The following is a 22,627-nucleotide window of genomic DNA, read 5'->3' as shown; positions in this document are numbered from 1 at the left end:
GCCAGAAACCGTCGGCAAATCCGCCACCTGCGTGTGTATGTGATTTTTTTTCTGCTAGTGTCCAAAGCATTGACAGCCCAGCGACAGTGGACAGGACGAGTGGAAATGGATGTGCGATTGCCGATAACGACAGCCGGAATCTGCTTGGCCTTGTTGCTGGGCGCTTGCTCGCCCGGCGATGAGAAACACGCACTGAGCCTTGAAGAAAAGACCGCGCAGTTTGAGCAATCGCTGGACGCCATCAGCGATCCGAAGCTCAAGGACGCCATCACCGAGCTCGGCGGCTCGCTGCTGTTACTGGAGCGCGCCCAATTCAAACTCGACGACAATCCGCCGCGCACCGAGTACGGCGAAGACGCCCTCGCCGTGCTCAAGCACTACCCTGCCCCGCAGGCGCTGGTCGATACCTTCGTCAACGGTCTGTTCGTCCTGCACAAGGACGCCAGCTCGGACTACCTCACCGATCTGCAGCCGGTGTTTCCGTTCAACCTGAACATTCCCGGCGGGTTCCTGTTTCCCCACGGGGTGGAATGGCAATCGGTGACGTTGAGCAACAAACGTGTCATCGCTTATCAGCCGGAATGGTCGGAAACCGACCCCGGCATTCAGCTCAGCCCGTCCAGCTCCAACGTGACCAACCCCGACGACCTGACCGTGACCTACCCGTTCATCGATGGCCTGAACGTCGACAAGAAAACCCTGCCGCAACCGGTCAGCCTGCAAGGCCAGGTCGAGGTCATCGCGCCACGACGCCTGTACAGCTTCGACCTGACAAAAAAGGATGTCGGCCAGACCCGCACCAACGACAACCTCAGCGTCAAACTGCTGAAGCTGGAAAAGAACTACGCCGAAGTCGAATTCAGCAACAGCCTGGCACTGGCCCCGGAAGTCGCCGGCGCGCAACTTAATCCAATGATCGTGCAGGCCCGCGACACGACCGGGCAATACCTGATTCGCGCCGGTTCAATCAACGAGAGCCCTGAGCAGGTGGCGTTCTACGAGAAACAACTGGCGCAATTACAGCAACAGAAAACCTGGAGCGATACGCTGGAAAAACAGCTGAGCGACGACCAGCAGACGTTTGAGCAACAACACCCGAAACGCTACAACAAGGTTTACTTCAACGGACCGATCGAGACGCTGGAGGTCAGCGTACTGGATTTCTCCTCCGTCACCGTGACCCGTAAAACCCTGGATCTGCCGATCCGCGCCTTCAACCAGCACACCACCGAAAAAGCCATTCAACCGCTGGATCCGGCGGTGGTGGTGTACGACGATCAAGCCGCGAGCTGGCTCAAGGGTGCGGCGCTGACCGAGGAGCAACTGAAGGCCGGCATTCGTATCCACCAATCGGTGGAGGATCCGAGCGCCGCGCGTATCGAGTTCTCTCACCGCCGCACCTTCAATGATGAATTGCTCGGCGACGACTTCAATCCCGGCGAGAGTCCGGTGACGTTCTTCACCGAAAAACATAACGGCAAACTCGACGAGCCGATAGAACTGCCGCCCGAGGCTTATCAGGTCGATCCGTTGCGCGCGACCATCACTTACGACCTGAATCTTTTTCCGGAAACCCCGGCGATTGCCGTCGGTTCAATGCCGTTGTTTCTCGCGACGGTGGCCAAACAAGCCTACGACGCCAAGGCGTTGCCCAAAGGCCTGGAGATCCGGAACAACATGCTGGTGGTCGATCTGAAGGTGTTTCCGCCCAACGAATGGCGGTTCTTCGTCAAGGATGACAGCGGCCATTACCTCAAGCAGATTCTTTCGGTCAGCCACGACGCGAGCGCAGAAGGCCCGGCGTTGTTCGGCGTGCATTACTTCTACGGCCGTCCGACTCACGTGGAAACCTATCAGCGAACCGACCTCGCCACCGTGCAATACGGCTTTGAGGTCAAACTCGATAAGGCGCAGGTGTCTGATACAGCTCCTTGAAGAGCAAGATCAACAGATCGCAGCCTGCGGCAGCTCCTACATCGGCAGGTATTAATTGAGGGCGCGGCTGCGGCCTCCGTTGATTTGCCGTAATTGGGCTTGCAGGTGCAGGCTCCAGATCTGCGGATCGTCGGCCAGTTCGTAGCCGTGCAAAGTCAGGCTTTCAACGATGGTGTCGAGAATCGACTCCGCCGCTACGGGGCCGTGGAACGGGCCTTGGGCTTTGATCGCGGAAGGTTGTTCGCCGGCCATGCCGGCGGCGAAGAGCAGCGTCCACATGCCGTTATCGCCGGCCAACGGCTTGATGGCGCATTCGATACGGGTCACCAGACCCAGGCACTGACGGGTGAGACAGAGGTTGCGCGACATGGCGGCGACCCTCGGTGAAGCCGGTATTCAGCCCCCACGGGGGGACTGGCTCGATCCAGTGATACTGTCGATATCCTTGAGCTGAGAATAGAAGAAAAGTGCGCTGCGCAAGCTGGATAGAACCAGAAGGCGCCGAATGGTCATTGTGTGAATATTGACGCCAGAGTTGTGGCGAGCTCCCTGCAGATCACCACAAAGCAAATGTAGGAGTGAGCCTGCTCGCGATGGCGGTGTGTCAGGCAACTCATTCGCCGACTGACACTCCGCTATCGCGAGCAGGCTCACTCCTACAGTTTGACCGCGCCAGGGTTACGCGGGTTTGGCTTCGGCTAATGCCTCTTGGGCCAACTCTTTCTCGGCTTCCTTGAGGTCTTCCTCGCTGATCATCTCGGCGATGTCGCGCAAGCGCTCGACCACCCGTGCGTTGATACTGCCTTCCGGGAATTCACCGTCGGCGTTCGGCTCACCGGCCGGTTCGCCGACCAGCAGGCTCAACGCTTCATCCGCCTGACGCACCGCGTAAACATGGAACTGCCCGGCACGCACCGCCGCCAGCACTTTCTCATCGAGCATCAACGTCGCCACGTTGGCCTGCGGAATGATTGCGCCCTGCTCGCCCGTCAGCCCGCGCGCCTCACAGAGACGGAAGAAGCCTTCGATCTTCTCGTTGACCCCACCGACCGCTTGCACTTCACCAAACTGGTTGATCGAACCGGTGATCGCGAAGCACTGCTTGAGCGGAGTTTTCGACAGCGCCGAAATCAGCGTGCACGCCTCGCCCAGCGACGCACTGTCGCCATCGACATAACCGTAGGATTGTTCCAGCGCGATGCTCGCGGAAATCGCCAGCGGGAACTCCTGCGCGTAACGGCTGCCCAGATACCCGGTGAGGATCATCACGCCTTTGGAGTGGATCGGCTGGCCGAGATTAACCTCGCGCTCAATGTCGACGATGCCACTGCCGCCTGGGTACACCGTGGCGGAAATCCGCGCCGGCACACCGAACGCCGAGTCGCCGACTTCGAGCACGGTCAGACCGTTGCACTTGCCGACTGCCGCGCCATCGGTGTCGATGAGGATGATCCCGGCGAGCATGTCGTCGAGAATCCGCGCCGACACGCGACCAGTGCGCGTGGCTTTGGCTTTCAGCGCACGCTCGATGTGGCCGGCATCGGTCATTTCATCGCCGGCCAGATGGCGGATGAAATCCGCTTCGCTGACCAGTTGGAACAGGTCGCCGATACGCGCCGACAAACGCCCTTGGTGCTCGGCCAGCCGTGCGCTGTAAGTCGCCAGACGCGCCACCGCGTCGGCGGTCAGCGGCGCCATGCCTTCTTCCGATGTGCGGGTTTTCAACAACTGGGCGAATTGCTCCAGGCTCTCGTCGACCATCGGGATGTCTTCGTCGAAATCAACCAGAACGCGGAACATCTCCTGGAAGTCCGGATCGAGGTCTTGCAGCGTGTAATACAGCGACCGCGCACCGATGATGATGACTTTGACCTGCAACGGAATGTGCTGCGGGTTGAGGGTCACGGTGGCGAAACGGCCCATCTCGCCCAGCGGCGATTCCATTTTCAGCTTGCGCGATTGCAGGGCGCGTTTCAGCGCGTCCCATACGAACGGCTCGCTGAGCATTTTTTCCGCTTCAAGAATCAGGAAACCGCCGTTGGCGCGGTGCAAGGCACCCGGACGCAACTGGCGATATGTGGTGTAGAGCGCGCCCTGATCGGTGGTGTATTCGATACGGCCGAAGAGGTTTTCGTAAGTCGGGTGCGGTTCGAACACCACTGGCGCACCGCCGCTCACCGGATGACCGACCACCAGACTTGGCGCGTATTGCTCTTCCAGCAGCTTGCGCGCCACGGCGTCGGTCTTGCTGTCGTCAACCAGTTGCTCGACCACGGTTTTCAGCAGGTACACCTGCATCGCTTGCAGGTAACCGCACACCGCAGCGTTCTCGGCGTACTTCTCCGACAGCGGCGAAAGCAATGGCTGCAAAGCCAGGGTAATGGTTTCTTCGTTAAGCGCACGCAGCTGATTGTTCGACTCACGCTTCCATTGCGGCAGGCTGGCGAGTTCTTCGTTCAGACGCTCTTCGAGGCCGGAGATGTCTTCGTGGAAACGCTCACGATCAGCTTCCGGCAACTGGGCGAATTCAGCTTCGTCCAGCGCTTTACCGTCGAGCATCGGCGTGAAGGCGATGTTGCTGCTGTCGCGATAGAGGGCGACGTCTTTTTCCAGCGCCAGGCGTTCGATGATGTCGAGGGCCTTATCGTAGCGCTGGTTGAAGGCGCGATCGATGGCGCTTTTCTTTTGCTGGTAGGACGGATGCTCGAAGACTGCAGGAAACGTCGCCAGCAGGTTGTCGATCAAACCGTTGATGTCACCGATGAACGAAGCAGCGGTGCCGGACGGCAACTCCAGCGCGCGGGGTTCGCGCGGCTCATCGAAATTGTTCACATAGACCCAGTCCGCCGGGGTCTGCAGGCGTTTGCCTTCGGCCTTCAGGTAGCGTTTGACGAACGAGAACCGGCCGGTGCCGGGCTCGCCCATGACAAAGACGTTGTAACCGGGGCGTGGCATCGCCACACCGAACTGCAAGGCTTCGACCGCGCGTTCCTGGCCGAGCACACCGCGAAAGGGCTCCAGATCATTGGTGGTAGTGAAGCTGAACTGTTCAGCGGAAAACGGACGGGTCAGCGCTTCGGGCGCAAGACGCAAGCTGGCAGCAACAGGATCAGGCATCGGGCTTCCTTAACAATCAGGCGGGGCAGATAGCGGCATTCTGGCGCTGCCCGTGCCCCACTGGCAAGGCGCGCCATGTGACAAAGCATAGACAACCGGCCAACCCTGCGGCGCGCCCCCGCAAACCGGGGTTTATTCCAAATATTTTGCAAAAAACCACGGAAACCCTGGAACGTGCCTAAACTCCAAACTGCGCGGCTGGAACTAATACCGGCCCACTGGCTTCGTTTTGATCTGTTTCGTACAGAGCTTGGGGGGCCAGAACCCTGTCCATTGGTATGCACATAAAGAGATAAAAGCTATGAAACGGATTCTTCTCGGTACTCTCTTCACCGCTGTATCCATCAACGCAATGGCGCAAGCTCCAGGCGGCCCGGATTGCGGTTGGGGCAACATGCTGTTCGAAGGTCAGCGTGGCACCCCGGCACACTTCCTCGCTTCCACCACCAACGGCACTTCCGGTAACGCCACGTTTGGTATGACTTCCGGCACCAACGGTTGCTCGACCAACGCGTCGCTGACCTACGGCGGCAAATCCTGGTTTGCCATGAATGGCATGATGAACGAGCTGTCCGAAGACATGGCCAAAGGCAACGGCGAAGCGCTGACGACTTACGCCGTGGTACTGGGCGTGGCGCCGGAAGATCGCGCGCATTTCGCTGCCGTGACTCACGAGCACTTCCAGCAGATCTTCAGCAAGGCTGACGTGACCGCTGAAGACGTGCATACCAACACCCTGGCCGTACTGAAATCGGATCCTCGTCTGGCCAAGTACGCAACTCAGGCATAAGCTCGACCTCTGCCCGCTTCCTTCGGGGAGCGGGTTTTATTTTTATGCAGTGATTCCACCGTGACGCTGAACCTGTGGTGAGGGGATTTATCCCCGATCGGCTGCGCAGCAGTCGTGAAACCTGTGCATGCGGTATAGCTGGTGCATTGGGGATACAGGTTTTGGGGCCGCTTCGCTGCCCAACGGGGATAAATCCCCTCGCCACAGGGTGGAGTGTTGACCCCCGATTCGGGTTTTATTTTCTTTCGACTTAAGTTGCCACTTATGCTCAAACGCCTTGCCTGGCTGGCGCTCTGTGTCTGCGCCCCGCTGTCCGCCGCGCCACATATCGACCCTCAACGTTTGCAGCAACTGGCCAACGACCGCTTCTGGATTTCCCTCGGTCACTACGAAACCGCCAAACTCGGCGGCTGGCGCAGCTATGTCAGCGACAAGAAATTCTTTCTTGCGCCCGATGGCAATGAACATCCCGATCACGAACTGGCGGCCACCGTGCAAGCGCTGTACGCGCCGGCCAGTCTCGGCGAGCAGCATGCGCAATGCGTTTACCCGGCGCGCACTCGCTGGCTGAAAGCGCAGCTCAAGCTGAATGATCTGCCGACACCTGAGTGCGCCGAGTACAAAAAATGGATCAAGGACGTCTCGCCGCACAGCGCGGTGATGATCTTCCCGGCGGCTTATTTGAACAGTCCGTCATCGATGTTCGGCCACACCCTGTTGCGCATCGACCAGGCCGATGTGCAGGCCGACAAAACGTCGCTGCTCAGTTACGCGATCAACTTCGGCGCCTACATCGAAGGTTCGGACAACAGCATTCTTTACGCCTGGAAAGGCTTGATGGGCGGCTATCCGGGCCTGTTCGCACTGGTGCCGTATCAGGAAAAACTCTCCGAATACCGCAGCCTGGAAAACCGCGATCTGTGGGAATACCGGCTCAATCTGACGCAAGAAGAAACCGCGCGCATGGTCGAGCATGTGTGGGAGCTGAAGCAGATTCAGTTCGACTATTTCTTCTTCGATGAAAACTGCTCGTACCGTTTGCTCGAACTGCTGCAAGTAGCACGGCCTAGCTTGCGCCTGACCGAGCAATTCCCGCTGACCGCGATTCCTACTGACACCGTGAAAGCGGTGAAAGAAGCCGGGCTGGTGGAAAGTATCGAATACCGTCCTTCCCGCGAACGTGAGTTGCTGAGTCGCGCCGAGCCTTTGACGGGTGAAGAACAGGATTGGGTGCTGAAAGTCAGCGCCGATCAACAAGTGTTGCAAGAACCGACGTTCAAAGCCCTGCCCCGCGATCGTCAGGCGTTGATCATCGACGCGGCGTATCGCCTCGAACGCTACCGCGCCAACGGTCAGGAACGCGACCCGCAGCGAGCCCAACGGAGCTTCGAACTGCTGCGGGCGATCAACAAAAACCCGGCACCCGATCTCGAAATCCCGCAACCGGGCCTGCCGGAAGACGGCCACGAATCGCGCACCTGGCAGGCCGGTCTCGGCACCCGCGGCGATCGTGCGTTCGGCGAGTACGGCTTGCGCATGGCCTATCACGATCTCAACGACAACGCCGAAAGCTTCCCGCTCGGCGCGCAAATTGAAATCCTGCAAATGAAGCTGCGTCAGTACGAGGGCAATCACTGGCAGTTCCAGCAACTGGATCTGGCGACGATTCGCTCGCTGACACCACGCAACGAGTTGTTGCAGCCGTTGTCGTGGCAAGTCACCGGTGGCCTTGAGCGCGTACCGGGCAAGCATGATGACGAGACGCTGGTCAGCCATGTGAATGGTGGCGGTGGCGGCACGTGGGCGCTGGGCGACGATGTGCTGGGTTTTGCCCTCGGCACCGTGCGGGTGGAACACAACAATGATTTCGCCGAGTTTGTTTCTCCCGCAGGCGGTTTCAATACCGGCGTGTTGTGGAAAAACCCGTTGGGCAACCTCAGTCTGGAGGCCAAGGGCGATTACTTCTTCAACGGCGAAGTGCGGCGCAGTTTGAGTCTGAATCAGCAGTGGGCGTTGTCGCGCAATCTTGGTTTGCGCTTGAGTGCGCAGCGTGAGTTCAGCCACATCGCCACGCCGGAAACGGAAGTCATGCTCGAAGTGAAGTGGTATCACTATTAAAAGATCGCAGCCTTCGGCAGCTCCTACATTTGCAATGCGTTTCACCTGTAGGAGCTGCCGCAGGCTGCGATCTTTTGATCTTTCTTTCACACCCCACCAACGAATCACCTTCTAGACTTTCCCCATAAGCCGGACAACCGGCTCGGGAGAGTGCGATGTGGCGGTGTGCGGGTGTGTTGGGTGTTTTGCTGTTGCTGGGCGGTTGCCAGTCGACCCACGATGATTTGATCGCCAAAGGTTATCCTCCGGCCTTCGCCGACGGTTTTGATGATGGTTGCGTCAGCGGTCGCCAGGCCGCCGGTTCGATCAGCGGCGAGTTCCGCAAGAACGTCCCGCGTTATCTCAAGGACAAGCAGTACGCCGACGGCTGGACCGACGGCTTTCGCCAGTGTCAGGCGATGCTCGAAAACAAGGGTCGCGACGACTACCGCAACGAACACTGGGACGAGCGCGAGCGCGCGTGGCAGCAACAGAAAGATCAGGACGCCGGGCGGGCTTATCGCTCGCCCTAGGTCGCTCCCAGACATCCAGTGAAACCAAATGCCTGCGAGCATGGCCCAAACCTCATACGAGGAGGAACCCATGAGCCGTGCTTTCGTCAACGAAGACAACGCCGCCGCACAAGCCGATCAACCGGTTGAACGGCAGGTCAGCGAGCAGCCCAATTACGTCACGTCACAAGGCTTGGCGCAGTTGCAGGCAAAAGTCGCCGAACTGCAAACCCAACACGCAGAACAATCGGCCAAAGGTGAGCAGGCCGATAAGCAACGGCTGGCCGATCTGCAAAGGGATTTGCGTTATTTCAATCAGCGCTTGAGCAGCGCCCAAGTCGCCGTCACCGCAACGTCCAGAGACAAAGTGCAGATCGGCAGTTGGGTCACCTACGCCGATGAGCACGACACCGAACACCGCGTGCAACTGGTCGGCGAAGATCAGGCCGATGCGAGCAAGGGCCTGATCAATTGGGGCTCACCGCTGGGCCGCGCCCTGCTCGGTGCCCGACTCAACGACGAGGTGCTGTGGCAGCGCCCCGCTGGCGATCAAGTGATCGAAGTGATCCGCATCGAACCGGCTTAAACCACACCCTGCGCGAGCATCGCGTCGGCGACTTTGACGAAACCGGCGATGTTCGCGCCTTTGACGTAGTTGATCCGCCCATTCTCTTCGCCGTAATGCACGCAAGCGTGGTGAATCGACTGCATGATCGCGTGCAGCTTGCTGTCCACCTCACCCGCCGTCCACAGCAGACGCATGGCGTTCTGCGACATCTCCAGACCGCTCACCGCCACGCCCCCGGCGTTGGATGCCTTGCCCGGCGCGAAAAGAATGCCAGCCTCGATAAAGATATCCACAGCCTCCAGCGTGGTTGGCATATTTGCGCCTTCAGCCACGCACACACAGCCATTGCGCAGCAGGGCGTGGGCGGCTTCGGCGTCTAGCTCGTTCTGCGTGGCGCACGGCAGCGCGATGTCGCACGGCAGTGACCACGGCAACTGACCGGCGCGGAATTCCAAACCAAACGCTGTCGCCAATTCGCTGATGCGCCCGCGCTTGACGTTCTTCAAATCCAGCAGCGCCGACCACTGCTCTTCGCTCAGGCCAGCCTCGCAATACAGCGTGCCTTCGGAGTCGGACAGCGAAATCACCTTGCCGCCCAGATCCATGACCTTGCGCGCGGCGTATTGCGCCACGTTGCCGGAACCGGAAATCGCCACGCGCTTGCCTTCAACGGTCTGCCCGCGACGCTTGAGCATTTCTTCCGCGAAATACACGCAGCCGAAACCGGTGGCTTCTGGACGAATCAGGCTGCCGCCATAGGTCATGCCTTTGCCGGTCAGCACGCTGGTGAACTGGTTGCTCAGGCGTTTGTACTGGCCAAAGAGGAAACCGATCTCGCGCGCACCGACGCCGATATCACCCGCCGGTACGTCAACGTCGGCGCCAATATGGCGATACAGCTCGCTCATGAATGCCTGGCAGAAACGCATGACCTCGGCGTCGCTCTTGCCCTTCGGATCGAAGTCGGAACCGCCCTTGCCGCCGCCCATGGGCAACGAGGTCAGGGAGTTTTTGAAGGTCTGTTCGAAGGCGAGGAATTTCAGCACGCCCAGGTTTACCGAAGGATGGAAACGCAAGCCGCCCTTGTACGGGCCGATGGCGCTGTTCATCTGGATGCGGAAACCGCGATTGACCTGGACTTTGCCCTGATCGTCGACCCACGACACGCGGAACACCACGGCACGCTCCGGCTCGCAGATGCGCTCGAGAATCCCCGAAGTCAGGTAGTGCGGATTGGCTTCGAGAAACGGCCACAGACTGCGCAGTACTTCTTCGACGGCCTGGTGGAATTCGGGCTGATCCGGGTCGCGTTTTTTCAGACGGGCAAGGAAGGATTCGACGGATTCGATCATGGCAAAAGTCTCGGCAATTTTATTGTCGTTGGAGGAGATTGGGCCGGACTGTAACAAACGAAATGCGCACAGGAACAGAGCAAAATGTCGCAGTTATGAAATTAAATGGTGCACAGGATATAAATCCGGCTGGTTTTTGGCGCTGATTTGCACCTGAATGGGGAGATCAAATTTGATTGATGCACCAACAGTTATACCGCCATCGCTGGCAAGCCAGCTCCCACAGTTTTAGCGGCGCTCACACAATCCGGACATAACACAATTCCTGTGGGAGCTGGCTTGCCAGCGATGAATCCACCTCGGTTCCCCTGAAAAAAACCGGGCAAAAAAAACGGAGCCCGAAGGCTCCGCTCTTTATGCAACCAACCCGAATCAGGCCAGTTTCTTGTGACGTACCCGGTGTGGCTGGGCAGCCGCTTCGCCGAGGCGTTTCTTGCGATCCGCTTCGTACTCGGTGTAGTTACCTTCAAAGAAGATCGCTTGCGAGTCGTCTTCGTACGCCAGGATGTGTGTCGCCACACGGTCAAGGAACCACCGATCGTGAGAGATCACAATCGCGGCGCCCGGGAAGTCCAGCAGGGCTTCTTCCAGCGAACGCAGGGTTTCAACGTCGAGGTCGTTGGACGGTTCGTCGAGCAGCAGGACGTTGCCGCCCTCCTTCAGGGTCAGCGCCAGGTGCAGACGACCGCGTTCACCACCGGACAGGTCCTTGACGAACTTCTGCTGATCGCCGCCCTTGAAGTTGAAGCGACCGACGTAGGTACGCGACGGGATCTCGTAGTTGCCGATGCGGATCTGGTCGGAACCGTCGGAGATTTGCTGGAACACAGTCTTGCTGCCATCCAGGTCATCGCGGCTCTGATCGACGCAGGCCAGTTGCACGGTTTCGCCGACTTCGATGCTGCCCGAATCCGGTTGTTCCTTGCCCATCAACATGCGGAACAGGGTCGACTTACCGGCACCGTTACCGCCGATCACGCCGACGATGGCGCCCTTCGGCATCGAGAACGACAGGTTGTCGATCAACACGCGATCGCCGTAACCCTTGGTGACGTTCTTGAATTCGATGACCTTGTCGCCCAGGCGTGGACCGGCCGGGATGTAGATCTCGTTGGTTTCGCTGCGCTTCTGGAATTCCTGCGATTGCATTTCTTCGAAGCGTTGCAGACGAGCCTTGGATTTCGACTGGCGGGCTTTGGCGCCTTTGCGCACCCACTCCAGTTCTTCTTTCATGGCTTTTTCGTGCGCCGACTGCTGCTTGGATTCAGCGGCCAGACGATCGGACTTGGCTTCGAGCCAGCCCGAGTAGTTGCCTTCGTACGGAATGCCCGCGCCGCGGTCGAGTTCCAGAATCCAGCCGGCGACGTTGTCGAGGAAGTAACGGTCGTGCGTGATCGCTACCACAGTGCCCGGGAAGTCGTGCAGGAAGTGCTCCAGCCACGCAACGGAATCGGCGTCCAAGTGGTTGGTTGGTTCGTCGAGCAGCAGCATGTCCGGGGCGGACAGCAGCAAGCGGCACAGGGCCACACGACGTTTTTCACCACCGGAGAGGAATTCGACCTTGGCGTCCCACGCTGGCAGACGCAGCGCGTCGGCGGCGACTTCCAGTTGACGATCAAGGTTGTGACCGTCGCTGGCTTGCAGGATCGCTTCGAGTTTGGCTTGCTCGGCAGCCAGTTTGTCGAAGTCGGCATCTTCTTCAGCGTAAGCCGCGTAGACCTCGTCCAGGCGCGCCTGAGCGTTCTTGATCACGCTGACCGCTTCCTCGACCACTTCACGTACAGTCTTGGTGGGGTCAAGTTGCGGCTCTTGCGGCAGATAACCGATGTTCAGTTCCGGCATCGGACGGGCTTCGCCCTCGAACTCGGTGTCGACGCCGGCCATGATTTTCAGCAGCGTGGACTTACCCGAACCGTTGAGGCCGAGTACGCCGATCTTGGCGCCGGGGAAGAACGACAGCGAAATGTTTTTGAGAATTTCCCGCTTCGGCGGAACAACTTTGCCCAGCCGATGCATGGTGAAGACGTATTGAGCCATGGAGAACCTTGGGTCAGTGACAGATGAATGATTGCAGCGCGGGCGATGCCCGGCCAGACCATGCGCGTCGTTCACTTGATGGTTATCAATGCGTGCGCGCTGAAAAAGTCTGAGTCTAGGAGCTGGAACGCTCCCGCGTAACCGGCAAAGCTACCTGATTGACCAGTGGCAGTCCAGCCGAGCGGGGCTGGCACTTCGCCACAACTCAAGGCATGCTAGCCGCCCTTTGGGCGTCCGGCTTATAGTGCACGTCGCGCCAGTCCAGCCAAACCGCAGGATTACAGCTTGTCCAACGTCACTCCGCCAGCCTCTGTGAGCAGCACCCAACCGGCGCCCGGCTCGCCCCTGCGCGGGACATTAAAGGGAGCGCTGGCAACCCTCGTGCTTTTGTTGCTGGCATTGCTGTTCTGGCAACTGCTCGATCAACTGCGCGAAACCCAGAAAAACCAGCGTCAGTACACCATCGACTACACCGCCGACCTCGCCTCGCAGGTCAGCCTGAACATGGCGCTGAACGCGCAAATCGCCCTCAATCTGCTACCGATCGTCGAGCAACCGCAAACTGCCGACGAACAGCAGGCGCTGCTGCGCAAACTTCAGCAGTCGCTGCCGGATCTGCGCAGCATGGCGTTGCTCAGCCCGTCCGGGCGCATCCTCAGCGACAGCGCCGCCGACAGCCACGACGCCGACTACCTCACCGAACTGGTCCGCCGCAGCCGTGCGCAGGCGCATTATTTCAGCAACGCCGACGACGGCGCGGTGGTGCACCTGTTGTTGCATCAGGCCAGCGGCAGCACGCGTGGCTATTGGGCGTTGCGCCTGACCCCGACCTTCTTCGACTCGCTGACCAAACAGGGTGAAACCGGCCTGCGCCCGCTGTGGCTGGTGGAAAACCGCATCAATCATCAGATCATCAGCCGCGACGAAGCGCTGCCGTCGGCAAAGCCTGGCGTACTGACCCCGGACGATCTGGCCAACACCGTGCTGACCGTGCCGCTGAGCAGCAGCGACTGGCAATTGCGCGGCCTGTTCGACCGCCAGCGCGTGCTGGAAGAATTGCTGCCGGCGTTCATCGGCAAATGCCTGTTGGGCCTGGCCTTCTCGCTGCTGCCAGTGATCGCGCTGTTGAACATGCGCCGCCGCCAGCGCCAGTTGCATGAAGGGCGCCGGCGTTATCAGGACATTTTCGAAGGCACCGGCGTCGCCTTGTGCGTGCTTGATCTGTCCGGGCTCAAGCAGGTGTTCGAAAAAGCCCAGATCCAGACCAGCGATCAGCTCAAGGCCTGGCTCGACCAACCGGCGCAACGCCAACAATTGCTCCAGGAACTGCGCGTCACCGAGGTCAATCAGGTGGCCTTGCAACTGCTCAACGTCAATTCCTGCGAACACGCCTGGCAACTGTTGATCGATGGCCATCCGCATCGCCAGTGCGCGATCGGCAACCAGGTGCTCGACGCGGTGTTGCAGCAGCAGAAACAGCTGGAACTGGAAATCAAACTGCCGGACATCAATGGCCGCGACCAGCATCTATGGATGGTGTTGCGCCTGCCGCACGAGCAGCACGACTATAAAGCGGTGATCCTCAGCATCAACGACATCACCAGTCGCAAGCTCATCGAGCTGTCGCTGCTGGAGCGCGAAGGCTTCTGGTCGGACGTGGTGCGCACCGTGCCGGATCATCTGTACGTGCAGGACGTGATCAGCCAGCGGATGATTTTCAGCAACCACCACCTCGGCCAGACGCTCGGTTACAACCGCACCGAACTGCACCAGATGGGCGAGTACTTCTGGGAAATCCTCCTGCACCCCGAAGATGCCGATTACTACCATCGTTCGCGGCAGTTGCAGCGTCACGCCGGTTACAGCCAACTGCTGCAATGTCAGCTGCGCTTCCGTCATCGCAATGGCAAATGGCGGCGCTTCGACATTCGTGAACAGGCACTGGCCCGCGACAAGCATGATCAAGTCACGCGGATCATCGGTGTGGCCAAGGACATCACCGAACAGATCGAGGCCAGCGAGTCCCTGCGCGACAGTGAGCAGCGTTATCGCATGCTCGCCGAAAGCATCAGCGACGTGATCTTCTCCACCGACAGCAAGCTCTCGCTGAACTACGTCAGCCCGTCGGTGCAAGCCGTGCTGGGCTACGACGCCGAGTGGATTTTCCAGAACGGCTGGCAATCGACCATCGCCAACCCGCAACAACTGAGCGGCATCTACACGCTGATGGATCGCGTCAGCAAGGCGCTCGACAAGCCCGAGCAACTGGCGCTGCTGCGCAGCCAGGTGCAGACGCAATTGTTCCTGTTCGACTGCCTGCGCGCCGATGGCCGCAAGATCCCGATCGAGCTGCGTCTGGTACTGGTGTGGGACGAGCATGGTGCATTCGAAGGCGTACTCGGTGTCGGTCGCGACATCAGCCAGCAACGTCGCGCCGAGAAAGACTTGCGCATGGCCGCCACGGTTTTCGAGCACTCGACCTCGGCGATTCTGATCACCGACCCGGCCGGCTACATCGTTCAGGCCAACGAAGCGTTCAGTCGGGTCAGCGGTTACGCGGTGAGCGAAGTGCTCGACCAGTTACCGAACATGCTCACCGTCGACGAACAACAGGACGCGCACCTGCGCTACGTGCTCAAGCAATTGCACCAGCACAACACCTGGGAGGGCGAAGTCTGGATGAAGCGGCGTAATGGCGAGCATTACCCGGCGTGGGTCGGCATCACCGCCGTACTCGACGACGAAGGCGATCTGGCCAGTTACGTGTGTTTCTTCAGCGACATCAGCGAGCGCAAGGCCAGCGAACAGCGCATTCACCGCCTCGCCTATTACGACGCCCTGACCCATTTGCCGAACCGCACGCTGTTCCAGGATCGTCTGCACACCGCGCTGCAATCGGCGGAACGTCAGAAGTCGTGGGTGGTGCTGATGTTCCTCGACCTCGACCGTTTCAAACCGATCAACGACTCCCTCGGTCACGCCGCCGGCGACCGCATGTTGAAAGACATGGCCACGCGCCTGCTCGCTTGCGTCGACGATGACGACACCGTGGCGCGTATGGGCGGCGACGAATTCACTCTGCTGCTGCAACATCGTTCCAGCCGTGAAATGGCGCTGAACCGGGCGATTCATGTCGCCGAGCAGATTCTTGCCAGCCTGGTGCGGCCGTTCGTGCTCGAAGGCCGCGAGTTTTTTGTCACGGCGAGTATCGGCATAGCCCTGAGCCCGCAGGACGGCAACGAACTCAGCCAGTTGATGAAGAACGCCGACACCGCGATGTACCACGCCAAGGAACGCGGCAAGAACAACTTCCAGTTCTATCAGGCCGACATGAACGCCAGTGCGCTGGAGCGTCTGGAGCTGGAAAGCGATTTGCGCCACGCCCTGGAACAAGACGAATTTGTCCTGTATTACCAGCCGCAATTCAGCGGCGACGGCAAACGCCTGACCGGTGCCGAAGCGCTGCTGCGCTGGCGTCACCCGCGTCGTGGCTTGGTGCCGCCGGGGGATTTCATTCCGGTGCTCGAAGAACTCGGGCTGGTGGTGGACGTTGGCGATTGGGTGATCAGCGAGGCCTGCCGTCAACTGAAGACCTGGCACCAGAACCGTGTGCGCGTGCCGAAGGTCTCGGTAAACATTTCCGCGCGACAGTTCTCCGATGGCCAACTTGGCACGCGGATCGCCACGATCCTGCGCGAAACCGGCCTGCCGCCGGCGTGCCTGGAGCTGGAGCTGACCGAAAGTATCCTGATGCGCGAAGTCAGCGAGGCGATGCAGATTCTCGCCGGGCTGAAAAACCTTGGCCTGAGCATTGCGGTCGATGACTTCGGCACTGGTTATTCATCGCTTAACTACCTCAAGCAGTTCCCGATCGACGTGTTGAAAATCGACCGCACGTTTGTCGATGGCTTGCCGTCGGGTGAGCAGGACGCGCAGATCGCCCGGGCGATCATCGCGATGGCACACAGCCTGAATCTGGCGGTAATCGCCGAGGGTGTGGAGACCCATGAGCAACTGGACTTCCTGCGTGAGCATGGTTGCGATGAGGTTCAGGGGTATCTGTTCGGGCGACCGATGCCGGCGAGCCGCTTTGAAGCGCAGTTCAGTAATGATGCGCTGTTCATGTTCGACTGAAGTCCTGCGGCGCGGCCATCGCTGGCAAGCCAGCTCCCACAGGGACTTGCTGTGGATCAATATTCTCGGGCTGAAACCCAGACATTGTGGGAGCTGGCTTGCCAGCGATGGGGCCAGCAAAAGCACCGCACATCTGTCATGAACGCCACTTGTCTGCGACATGATGTCGTTTCATATGCCATCCAAAACCCATTGGGTTAGAATGCCCCCCTTTTCTGCCCCCGATCCTTGAGGACCGCCATGTTCAGCCGTGATTTGACTATTGCCAAGTACGACGCCGACCTTTTTGCCGCCATGGAGCAAGAAGCTCAGCGCCAGGAAGAACACATTGAGCTGATCGCTTCGGAAAACTACACCAGCCCAGCGGTGATGGAAGCTCAAGGCTCGGTCCTGACCAACAAGTACGCTGAAGGCTACCCAGGCAAGCGTTACTACGGTGGTTGCGAGTACGTCGACATCGTTGAACAACTGGCCATCGACCGCGCCAAAGAGCTGTTCGGCGCCGATTACGCCAACGTTCAGCCGCACGCCGGTTCGCAAGCCAACGCCGCTGTTTACCTGGCTCTGCTGCAAGGTGGCGACACCATTCTGGGCATGAGCCTGGCCCACGGCGGTCACCTGACCCACGGCGCCAGCGTTTCCTCCTCGGGCAAACTGTACAACGCTGTGCAGTACGGCATCGACGCCAACGGCCTGATCGACTACGACGAAGTCGAGCGTCTGGCGGTTGAGCACAAGCCGAAAATGATCGTGGCCGGTTTCTCTGCCTACTCGCAGATCCTCGATTTCCCGCGTTTCCGCGAAATCGCTGACAAAGTCGGCGCTTACCTGTTCGTCGACATGGCTCACGTAGCCGGTCTGGTCGCCGCTGGCGTCTACCCGAACCCGGTGCCTTTCGCTGACGTCGTGACCACCACCACGCACAAGACCCTGCGCGGTCCACGTGGCGGCCTGATCCTGGCGCGCGCCAACGCCGACATCGAGAAGAAGCTGAACTCGGCGGTATTCCCGGGCGCCCAGGGTGGCCCGCTGGAGCACGTGATCGCTGCCAAGGCGATCTGCTTCAAGGAAGCGCTGCAGCCTGAGTTCAAGGCTTACCAGGAACAAGTGGTGTTGAACGCCCAGGCCATGGCCGAAGTGTTCATCGAGCGCGGTTTCGACGTGGTTTCGGGCGGTACCAAGAACCACCTGTTCCTGCTGTCGCTGATCAAGCAGGACATCTCCGGTAAAGACGCCGACGCCGCTCTGGGCAAAGCGTTCATCACCGTGAACAAGAACTCCGTGCCAAACGATCCACGCTCGCCGTTCGTCACTTCCGGCCTGCGCTTCGGTACCCCGGCTGTGACCACTCGCGGCTTCAAGCAAGCCGAGTGCAAAGAGCTGGCCGGCTGGATCTGCGACATCCTGGCTGACCTGAACAACGAAGCGGTGATCGACGCCGTTCGTGAGAAAGTCAAAGCCATCTGCAAGAAACTGCCGGTGTACGGCGCTTGATGCGACGTTAAACCCGCAGCATGAAAAACCGGCCAAGTGATTGGCCGGTTTTTTTTCGCCTGCGATTTCCCATGCAGGAGCTGCCGCAGGCTGCGATCTTTTGATCTGGATTATAAATACAAGATCAAAAGATCGCAGCCTTCGGCAGCTCCTACATTTGGTTGGCGCCGCTGGTCAGACCGGTCATGCCAATTTTGTTGTTTTCACTTGTCATCCCGAAAAAACCGAGCGTAGACTGCGCCTGCACTGGACATACCGGTAAGACCACAATAATTAAGTCCTGAATCTGATGCGCCACGCGCACGGCAGCCAGGACACCGACCAGGATTCCTCCCATGCTCAGATGGTGCTCGCGTTCAATCTTCCTCCAAGTGGTTCTCGGACTGGTGCTCGGCATCGTCTGCGGGCTGACCCTTCCTGAATACTCGGCCCAGCTCAAACCGCTCGGCGACGGTTTCATCAAACTGATCAAGATGCTCATCGGCCTCATCGTGTTCTGCGTGGTGGTCAGCGGTATCAGCGGCGCTGGCGATCTGAAGAAGGTCGGGCGCATCGGCCTCAAATCAGTGATCTACTTTGAAGTGCTGACTACCATCGCCCTGGTGATCGGCCTGGTCTTCGCCTTCAGCACCGGCATCGGCAGCGGCGCGAATATTCATCTGGAGCAACTGTCTGCGGCCGACATGGGCGACATCGCCCAGCGTGGCCAGCACATGCACAGCACCACGCAATTCTTGATGGATCTGATCCCGACCTCGGTGCTCGGCGCGTTCGCCGACAACAACATCCTGCAAGTGCTGCTGTTCTCGGTGCTGTTCGGCAGCGCGTTGAATCTGGTCGGCGAAGCGGCCTCCGGGATCTCCCGACTGATCAACGAACTGAGCCATGTGATCTTCCGCATCATGGGCATGATCGTGCGTCTGGCGCCGATCGGCGTATTCGGTGCCATCGCCTTCACCACCAGCAAATATGGCCTCGACTCACTGCAACACCTGGGCAGTCTGGTCGGTTTGTTCTACCTGACCTGCATGGCCTTCGTCAGCGTGATTCTCGGTCTGGTGATGCGCGCCTCCGGCCTGCGTATGTGGCCGCTGCTCAAGTACCTGCGTGAAGAACTGCTGATCGTCATGGGCACGGCGTCGTCCGACGCTGTGTTGCCACAAATCATGCGCAAACTCGAACACCTCGGCATCGGCAGCTCGACCGTCGGCCTGGTGATCCCTACCGGTTATTCGTTCAACCTCGATGGTTTTTCGATCTACCTGACCCTGGCCATTGTCTTCATCGCCAACGCCACCGGCACACCGCTGGCGATGACCGATTTACTGACGATTCTGCTGGTGTCACTGATCACCTCCAAAGGTGCTCACGGTATTCCCGGCTCGGCACTGGTGATCCTCGCCGCGACGCTGACCGCCATTCCGGCGATCCCGGTAGTGGGTCTGGTATTGGTGCTGGCCGTGGACTGGTTCATGGGCATCGGTCGGGCACTGACCAACCTCATCGGCAACTGCGTCGCCACCGTCGCCATCGCCCGTTGGGAAAAAGACATCGACGTACAACGCGCCAACAAAGTACTCAGCGGTCAGCAGGGCTACACCTTTCAGCCGCGTAAACCAGCAACTCCCGCGCACCAGCAGGAGTTCTGATTTCAACCCCGTAGGAGCTGCCGCAGGCTGCGATCTTTTGATCTTGCTTGCGGCGCACCCAATGGGCTCACGGAGCAAGACCAGTGATCACCACATCAACCGTCGTCAACTCAGTCGTAGAAAAACTCCGCGCCGCCCTCGCCCGTGGCCAATGGCGCTCTGGCGACATGCTGCCGGGCCAGCGCGAACTGGCCGAACAACTGGGCATCAGCCGGCCGAGCCTGCGCGAGGCGGTGATCGTCCTGGAAACCCTTGGCCTGGTGCGTTCGATGCCGGGCAAGGGCGTGGTCGTGCTCGACGCGCAATTGAGCGACAGCCAAAGCCACGACAGCGCAGTCGCCGGGGCCAGTCTCGAAGATGTCCTGCAACTGCGCTACACCCTGGAACCGTTCATCGTCGGCCTGGTGGCGCAGTCGATCAGCAGCAAGGAAGTCGGGCAGTTGCGCCTGACCCTGATGGACATGCGCGAAGCCCTTGAGGCTGGCGACAGCGAAGCCGGAGTCAGCGCCTACATCGCTTTCCATGAAGAGCTGTTCACCCTGACCTCGAACCCGATCTTCCAGAGCGTCGTGCAGCAGACCAGCAACGCCCTCAAGCAAAGCGCCGAAGTGCTGCGCAACTCGCCGGAGCACCTCGCTGAACGGTTAGAGGAAAACGAAGCCGTGGTGCGGGCGATCCGCAGCAAGAACAGTGCTCAGGCCAGCGCCGAAATGCGCCGGCATATTTTGCGCGAAGGTCAGCGGATGGGCATCGAGCTGAATATTCCGGATGACAACCTGAGTCACTGATTCCTATTGGAGACAGACCATGAACAGTTTCGCTTCAACCTCGCACGCTCAGCCAACTGCCACGCCCCTGCCCTTCTCTCGGCTGCGTGCGCCGGTAGAGGATCTTTATCCGCGACTGTTCGATGCAATTCTCGAACAGCGCATTGATCCGGACAGCCGTTTCACCGAGGACAGTCTGAAGGAGATGTTCAGCGCCAGTCGTGCGGATGTGCGCCGGGTGCTGACGCAGTTGTCGCTTGAACAGGTCATTGTGCTGCGCGCCAATCATCGGCCGCGTGTCGCCGCACCTGATCGGGAGCAGACGCAGCAGGCTCTGCATGCGCGACGGCTGGCCGAAAACACCTTGGTGCGTCTGGCCTGCCAACGTCCGCAGGCCGAAGACTTGAAACGCCTGCGCGGGTTGATCGAGCGCGAGCGTCAAGCGGTTGAGCAGGACCGGCGCGGGACGGCGATTCGCTTGTCGGGGGAGTTTCATCTGCACTTGGCGCAGATGGCGGGGAATGCACCGTTGACGCATTTTCTCGGCAGTCTGGTGCCGCTGACGTCGCTGGCGATTGCGCGAAGTGAGTGCCAGACGCATAGCTGTTGCGCATGGCAGGAGCATTTGGCGCTGGTTGAGGCGGTGGAGCGAGGCGATGTTTCCAAGGCCGGCATGTTGATGAATCAGCATCTGGATCATCTTGAGCAGACGCTGCTGGAGTCGACCGTCAAGCATTGTGTTGTCGGTTAAATCGCCATCGCGGGCAAGCCCGCTCCCACAGGTTTATTGGTGTCCACACAATCTGTGAACGACAAATAACCCTGTGGGAGCGGGCTTGCCCGCGATGGCGTCAGCCCTGACACCGAAGAACCATCAGGCAGAAGCTACCTTGGCAAACCCCGCCCGAATCTTCTCTTCCGGCAACTCATCGGCAATAAACACGATCACACTTTCCCGCGCCTCTCCCTCGGCCCATTCGGAGTCCCAGTCGAAACCATAAAGCTTCAACACGCCCTGAAACACCAGGCGGCGATCTTCGCCGGCAATGCTCAGCACACCTTTGTAGCGCAGCAATTGTTTGCCGTGTTCTTCCAGCAGTTCATTCATGAATTCACTGAGCTGATCGATATCCAGCGGCTGATCCGTGCGCAGCACCAGACTGGAAATGCGGTCAATCGACGGCGCCTTGCTCACCGGGCGCAGGCTCAAGCCGCCCCCCAGATCGGCGTTGAGATTGAAGCCACGGACATCGAGCAGTTCAGCCAGATCGATGTTGCCGTGATCAACCACTCGAATCGGCGCGCGGCGGTTGATCCGCGTCAGGCGTTCGCTCAGAGCGGTGAACGTGGCCTCGTCGACCAGATCAGTCTTGCTCACCAGCAAGCGGTCGGCAAAACCGATCTGCGCCTGGGCGATGGTCTGGCTCAGATGCACATCCGCGTGCGCGGCATCGACCAGGGTGATGATGCCGTCGAGCAGGTAACGCTCGCGCAGTTCTTCGTCGATGAAAAAAGTCTGCGCCACCGGTGCCGGATCGGCCAGACCCGTGCACTCGATGACCAGACGATCAAAGGCGATTTCGCCGCTGTCCAGCCGTTCGAGCAGCAGGTACAGGGCTTTGGTCAGGTCGGTGTGAATGGTGCAGCAGACACAGCCGTTGGCCAGGGTCATGACTTGCACAGGTTCGTCGCCGAGCAATTGAGTGTCGATGCCGGCGTCGCTGAATTCGTTTTCGATCACGGCGATTTTCAGGCCGTGTTCGGCTTTCAAAATGTGGCGCAGCAAGGTGGTCTTGCCGGCACCGAGGAAACCGCTGAGTACCGTGACCGGGATTGGGGCTGACAAATTAAATCTCCCTCACGCAAAAAAACGGTAGGAGCCTGGCTTGCCAGCGAAGGCGTCTTCAAGATCGCCTTCGCCAGCAAGCTGTGCTCCTACAGTGCTTGTGTTGCCTGAACCCTCATGTGCCTCAACAGCACTTCGGCCCACCCTTGCCACCGTAACGGGCTTCCTGACGTTCGCGGAAGAACATCTCGTAGCTCATCACCGGTTTGTCCGGGTGCTTGGTTTGCATATGCTCGACGTAGGTGTCGTAGTCGGGCATGCCGACCATCAGGCGCGCAGCCTGACCGAGGTATTTACCGAGGCGACTCAGGTCATTGAACATGCTGCAA

16 protein-coding genes are annotated in these 22,627 nt (G+C 59.6%); 10 read left to right on the top strand and 6 right to left on the bottom strand.

Annotated elements, in window-relative coordinates; all coding sequences use genetic code 11:
• Nucleotides 1–105 precede the first annotated feature (105 nt).
• Nucleotides 106–1,935, top strand: coding sequence for a hypothetical protein (locus ACQ4MY_RS25745; RefSeq protein ID WP_440096897.1), 1,830 nt, complete (start codon nucleotides 106–108; stop codon nucleotides 1,933–1,935).
• 51 nt (nucleotides 1,936–1,986) lie between these two features.
• Here the strand turns inward: ACQ4MY_RS25745 and ACQ4MY_RS25740 are convergent, their stop codons facing one another.
• Nucleotides 1,987–2,304, bottom strand: a complete 318-nt coding sequence (locus ACQ4MY_RS25740; RefSeq protein WP_008078570.1) for a PA4575 family protein — start codon at nucleotides 2,302–2,304, stop codon at nucleotides 1,987–1,989.
• Nucleotides 2,305–2,613: 309 nt separating this feature from the next.
• Complete coding sequence (locus tag ACQ4MY_RS25735) at nucleotides 2,614–5,052, bottom strand: Lon protease family protein (protein ID WP_008078572.1); 2,439 nt, start codon at nucleotides 5,050–5,052, stop codon at nucleotides 2,614–2,616.
• 301 nt (nucleotides 5,053–5,353) lie between these two features.
• Between ACQ4MY_RS25735 and ACQ4MY_RS25730 the strand changes: the two genes are divergently transcribed.
• The 4 genes from ACQ4MY_RS25730 to ACQ4MY_RS25715 all read left to right on the top strand — a co-directional run bounded on the left by ACQ4MY_RS25730 (nucleotide 5,354) and on the right by ACQ4MY_RS25715 (nucleotide 9,037).
• Complete coding sequence (locus tag ACQ4MY_RS25730; RefSeq protein WP_007909797.1) at nucleotides 5,354–5,842, top strand: DUF3015 domain-containing protein; 489 nt, start codon at nucleotides 5,354–5,356, stop codon at nucleotides 5,840–5,842.
• Nucleotides 5,843–6,106: 264 nt separating this feature from the next.
• The gene (locus ACQ4MY_RS25725; protein WP_440096896.1) at nucleotides 6,107–7,960 is read left to right on the top strand and encodes an Lnb N-terminal periplasmic domain-containing protein; all 1,854 of its coding nucleotides are present in this window, start codon (nucleotides 6,107–6,109) and stop codon (nucleotides 7,958–7,960) included.
• A 155-nt stretch (nucleotides 7,961–8,115) separates the two neighbouring features.
• Nucleotides 8,116–8,472 (top strand): hypothetical protein, encoded by a 357-nt coding sequence (locus ACQ4MY_RS25720; protein ID WP_440096895.1) that lies wholly within the window; start codon nucleotides 8,116–8,118, stop codon nucleotides 8,470–8,472.
• Between the two features lie 70 nt (nucleotides 8,473–8,542).
• Nucleotides 8,543–9,037, top strand: coding sequence for a GreA/GreB family elongation factor (locus ACQ4MY_RS25715; RefSeq protein ID WP_440096894.1), 495 nt, complete (start codon nucleotides 8,543–8,545; stop codon nucleotides 9,035–9,037).
• Here the strand turns inward: ACQ4MY_RS25715 and gdhA are convergent.
• Complete coding sequence (gdhA, locus tag ACQ4MY_RS25710) at nucleotides 9,034–10,371, bottom strand: NADP-specific glutamate dehydrogenase (protein WP_440096893.1); 1,338 nt, start codon at nucleotides 10,369–10,371, stop codon at nucleotides 9,034–9,036. The genes ACQ4MY_RS25715 and gdhA overlap by 4 nt on opposite strands.
• A gap of 372 nt (nucleotides 10,372–10,743) precedes the next feature.
• Nucleotides 10,744–12,408 (bottom strand): energy-dependent translational throttle protein EttA, encoded by a 1,665-nt coding sequence (ettA, locus tag ACQ4MY_RS25705; RefSeq protein WP_008078577.1) that lies wholly within the window; start codon nucleotides 12,406–12,408, stop codon nucleotides 10,744–10,746.
• Between the two features lie 285 nt (nucleotides 12,409–12,693).
• Between ettA and morA the strand changes: the two genes are divergently transcribed.
• From morA to ACQ4MY_RS25680, 5 genes are all read left to right on the top strand, one after another.
• Nucleotides 12,694–16,542: a cyclic di-GMP receptor MorA gene (gene morA / locus ACQ4MY_RS25700; protein ID WP_440096892.1), complete on the top strand. Its 3,849-nt coding sequence runs from the start codon at nucleotides 12,694–12,696 to the stop codon at nucleotides 16,540–16,542.
• Nucleotides 16,543–16,782: 240 nt separating this feature from the next.
• Nucleotides 16,783–18,036 carry a serine hydroxymethyltransferase gene (glyA, locus tag ACQ4MY_RS25695; RefSeq protein WP_129395595.1) on the top strand — a complete coding sequence of 418 codons (1,254 nt, stop codon included), beginning with the start codon at nucleotides 16,783–16,785 and terminating at the stop codon, nucleotides 18,034–18,036.
• A 335-nt stretch (nucleotides 18,037–18,371) separates the two neighbouring features.
• Nucleotides 18,372–19,685, top strand: coding sequence for a C4-dicarboxylate transporter DctA (locus tag ACQ4MY_RS25690; RefSeq protein WP_440096891.1), 1,314 nt, complete (start codon nucleotides 18,372–18,374; stop codon nucleotides 19,683–19,685).
• Between the two features lie 83 nt (nucleotides 19,686–19,768).
• On the top strand, nucleotides 19,769–20,473 hold the full coding sequence (locus ACQ4MY_RS25685) for a FadR/GntR family transcriptional regulator (RefSeq protein WP_008078581.1): 705 nt from the start codon (nucleotides 19,769–19,771) through the stop codon (nucleotides 20,471–20,473).
• A gap of 19 nt (nucleotides 20,474–20,492) precedes the next feature.
• Nucleotides 20,493–21,203 (top strand): GntR family transcriptional regulator, encoded by a 711-nt coding sequence (locus ACQ4MY_RS25680; RefSeq protein WP_440096890.1) that lies wholly within the window; start codon nucleotides 20,493–20,495, stop codon nucleotides 21,201–21,203.
• 123 nt (nucleotides 21,204–21,326) lie between these two features.
• Here the strand turns inward: ACQ4MY_RS25680 and yjiA are convergent, their stop codons facing one another.
• The gene (yjiA, locus tag ACQ4MY_RS25675; protein WP_440096889.1) at nucleotides 21,327–22,298 is read right to left on the bottom strand and encodes a GTPase; all 972 of its coding nucleotides are present in this window, start codon (nucleotides 22,296–22,298) and stop codon (nucleotides 21,327–21,329) included.
• Nucleotides 22,299–22,422: 124 nt separating this feature from the next.
• Nucleotides 22,423–22,620, bottom strand: a complete 198-nt coding sequence (locus tag ACQ4MY_RS25670) for a YbdD/YjiX family protein (protein WP_003228401.1) — start codon at nucleotides 22,618–22,620, stop codon at nucleotides 22,423–22,425.
• Between the last annotated feature and the right edge of the window lie 7 nt (nucleotides 22,621–22,627).

Origin of the sequence: Pseudomonas sp. SM4, assembly GCF_051913165.1 — a bacterium.
Taxonomy (GTDB): Bacteria; Pseudomonadota; Gammaproteobacteria; order Pseudomonadales; family Pseudomonadaceae; genus Aquipseudomonas.
This window is presented reverse-complemented; position numbering and strand designations above follow the sequence as displayed.

What these genes read in the sequence shown, in the direction of transcription:
- ACQ4MY_RS25745 (WP_440096897.1), top strand. Translation starts at nt 106, where the DNA reads ATGGATGTGCGATTGCCGATAACGACAGCCGGAATCTGCTTGGCCTTG.
- ACQ4MY_RS25740 (WP_008078570.1), bottom strand. Translation starts at nt 2,304, where the DNA reads ATGTCGCGCAACCTCTGTCTCACCCGTCAGTGCCTGGGTCTGGTGACC.
- ACQ4MY_RS25735 (WP_008078572.1), bottom strand. Translation starts at nt 5,052, where the DNA reads ATGCCTGATCCTGTTGCTGCCAGCTTGCGTCTTGCGCCCGAAGCGCTG.
- ACQ4MY_RS25730 (WP_007909797.1), top strand. Translation starts at nt 5,354, where the DNA reads ATGAAACGGATTCTTCTCGGTACTCTCTTCACCGCTGTATCCATCAAC.
- ACQ4MY_RS25725 (WP_440096896.1), top strand. Translation starts at nt 6,107, where the DNA reads ATGCTCAAACGCCTTGCCTGGCTGGCGCTCTGTGTCTGCGCCCCGCTG.
- ACQ4MY_RS25720 (WP_440096895.1), top strand. Translation starts at nt 8,116, where the DNA reads ATGTGGCGGTGTGCGGGTGTGTTGGGTGTTTTGCTGTTGCTGGGCGGT.
- ACQ4MY_RS25715 (WP_440096894.1), top strand. Translation starts at nt 8,543, where the DNA reads ATGAGCCGTGCTTTCGTCAACGAAGACAACGCCGCCGCACAAGCCGAT.
- gdhA (WP_440096893.1), bottom strand. Translation starts at nt 10,371, where the DNA reads ATGATCGAATCCGTCGAATCCTTCCTTGCCCGTCTGAAAAAACGCGAC.
- ettA (WP_008078577.1), bottom strand. Translation starts at nt 12,408, where the DNA reads ATGGCTCAATACGTCTTCACCATGCATCGGCTGGGCAAAGTTGTTCCG.
- glyA (WP_129395595.1), top strand. Translation starts at nt 16,783, where the DNA reads ATGTTCAGCCGTGATTTGACTATTGCCAAGTACGACGCCGACCTTTTT.
- ACQ4MY_RS25690 (WP_440096891.1), top strand. Translation starts at nt 18,372, where the DNA reads ATGCTCAGATGGTGCTCGCGTTCAATCTTCCTCCAAGTGGTTCTCGGA.
- ACQ4MY_RS25680 (WP_440096890.1), top strand. Translation starts at nt 20,493, where the DNA reads ATGAACAGTTTCGCTTCAACCTCGCACGCTCAGCCAACTGCCACGCCC.
- ACQ4MY_RS25670 (WP_003228401.1), bottom strand. Translation starts at nt 22,620, where the DNA reads ATGTTCAATGACCTGAGTCGCCTCGGTAAATACCTCGGTCAGGCTGCG.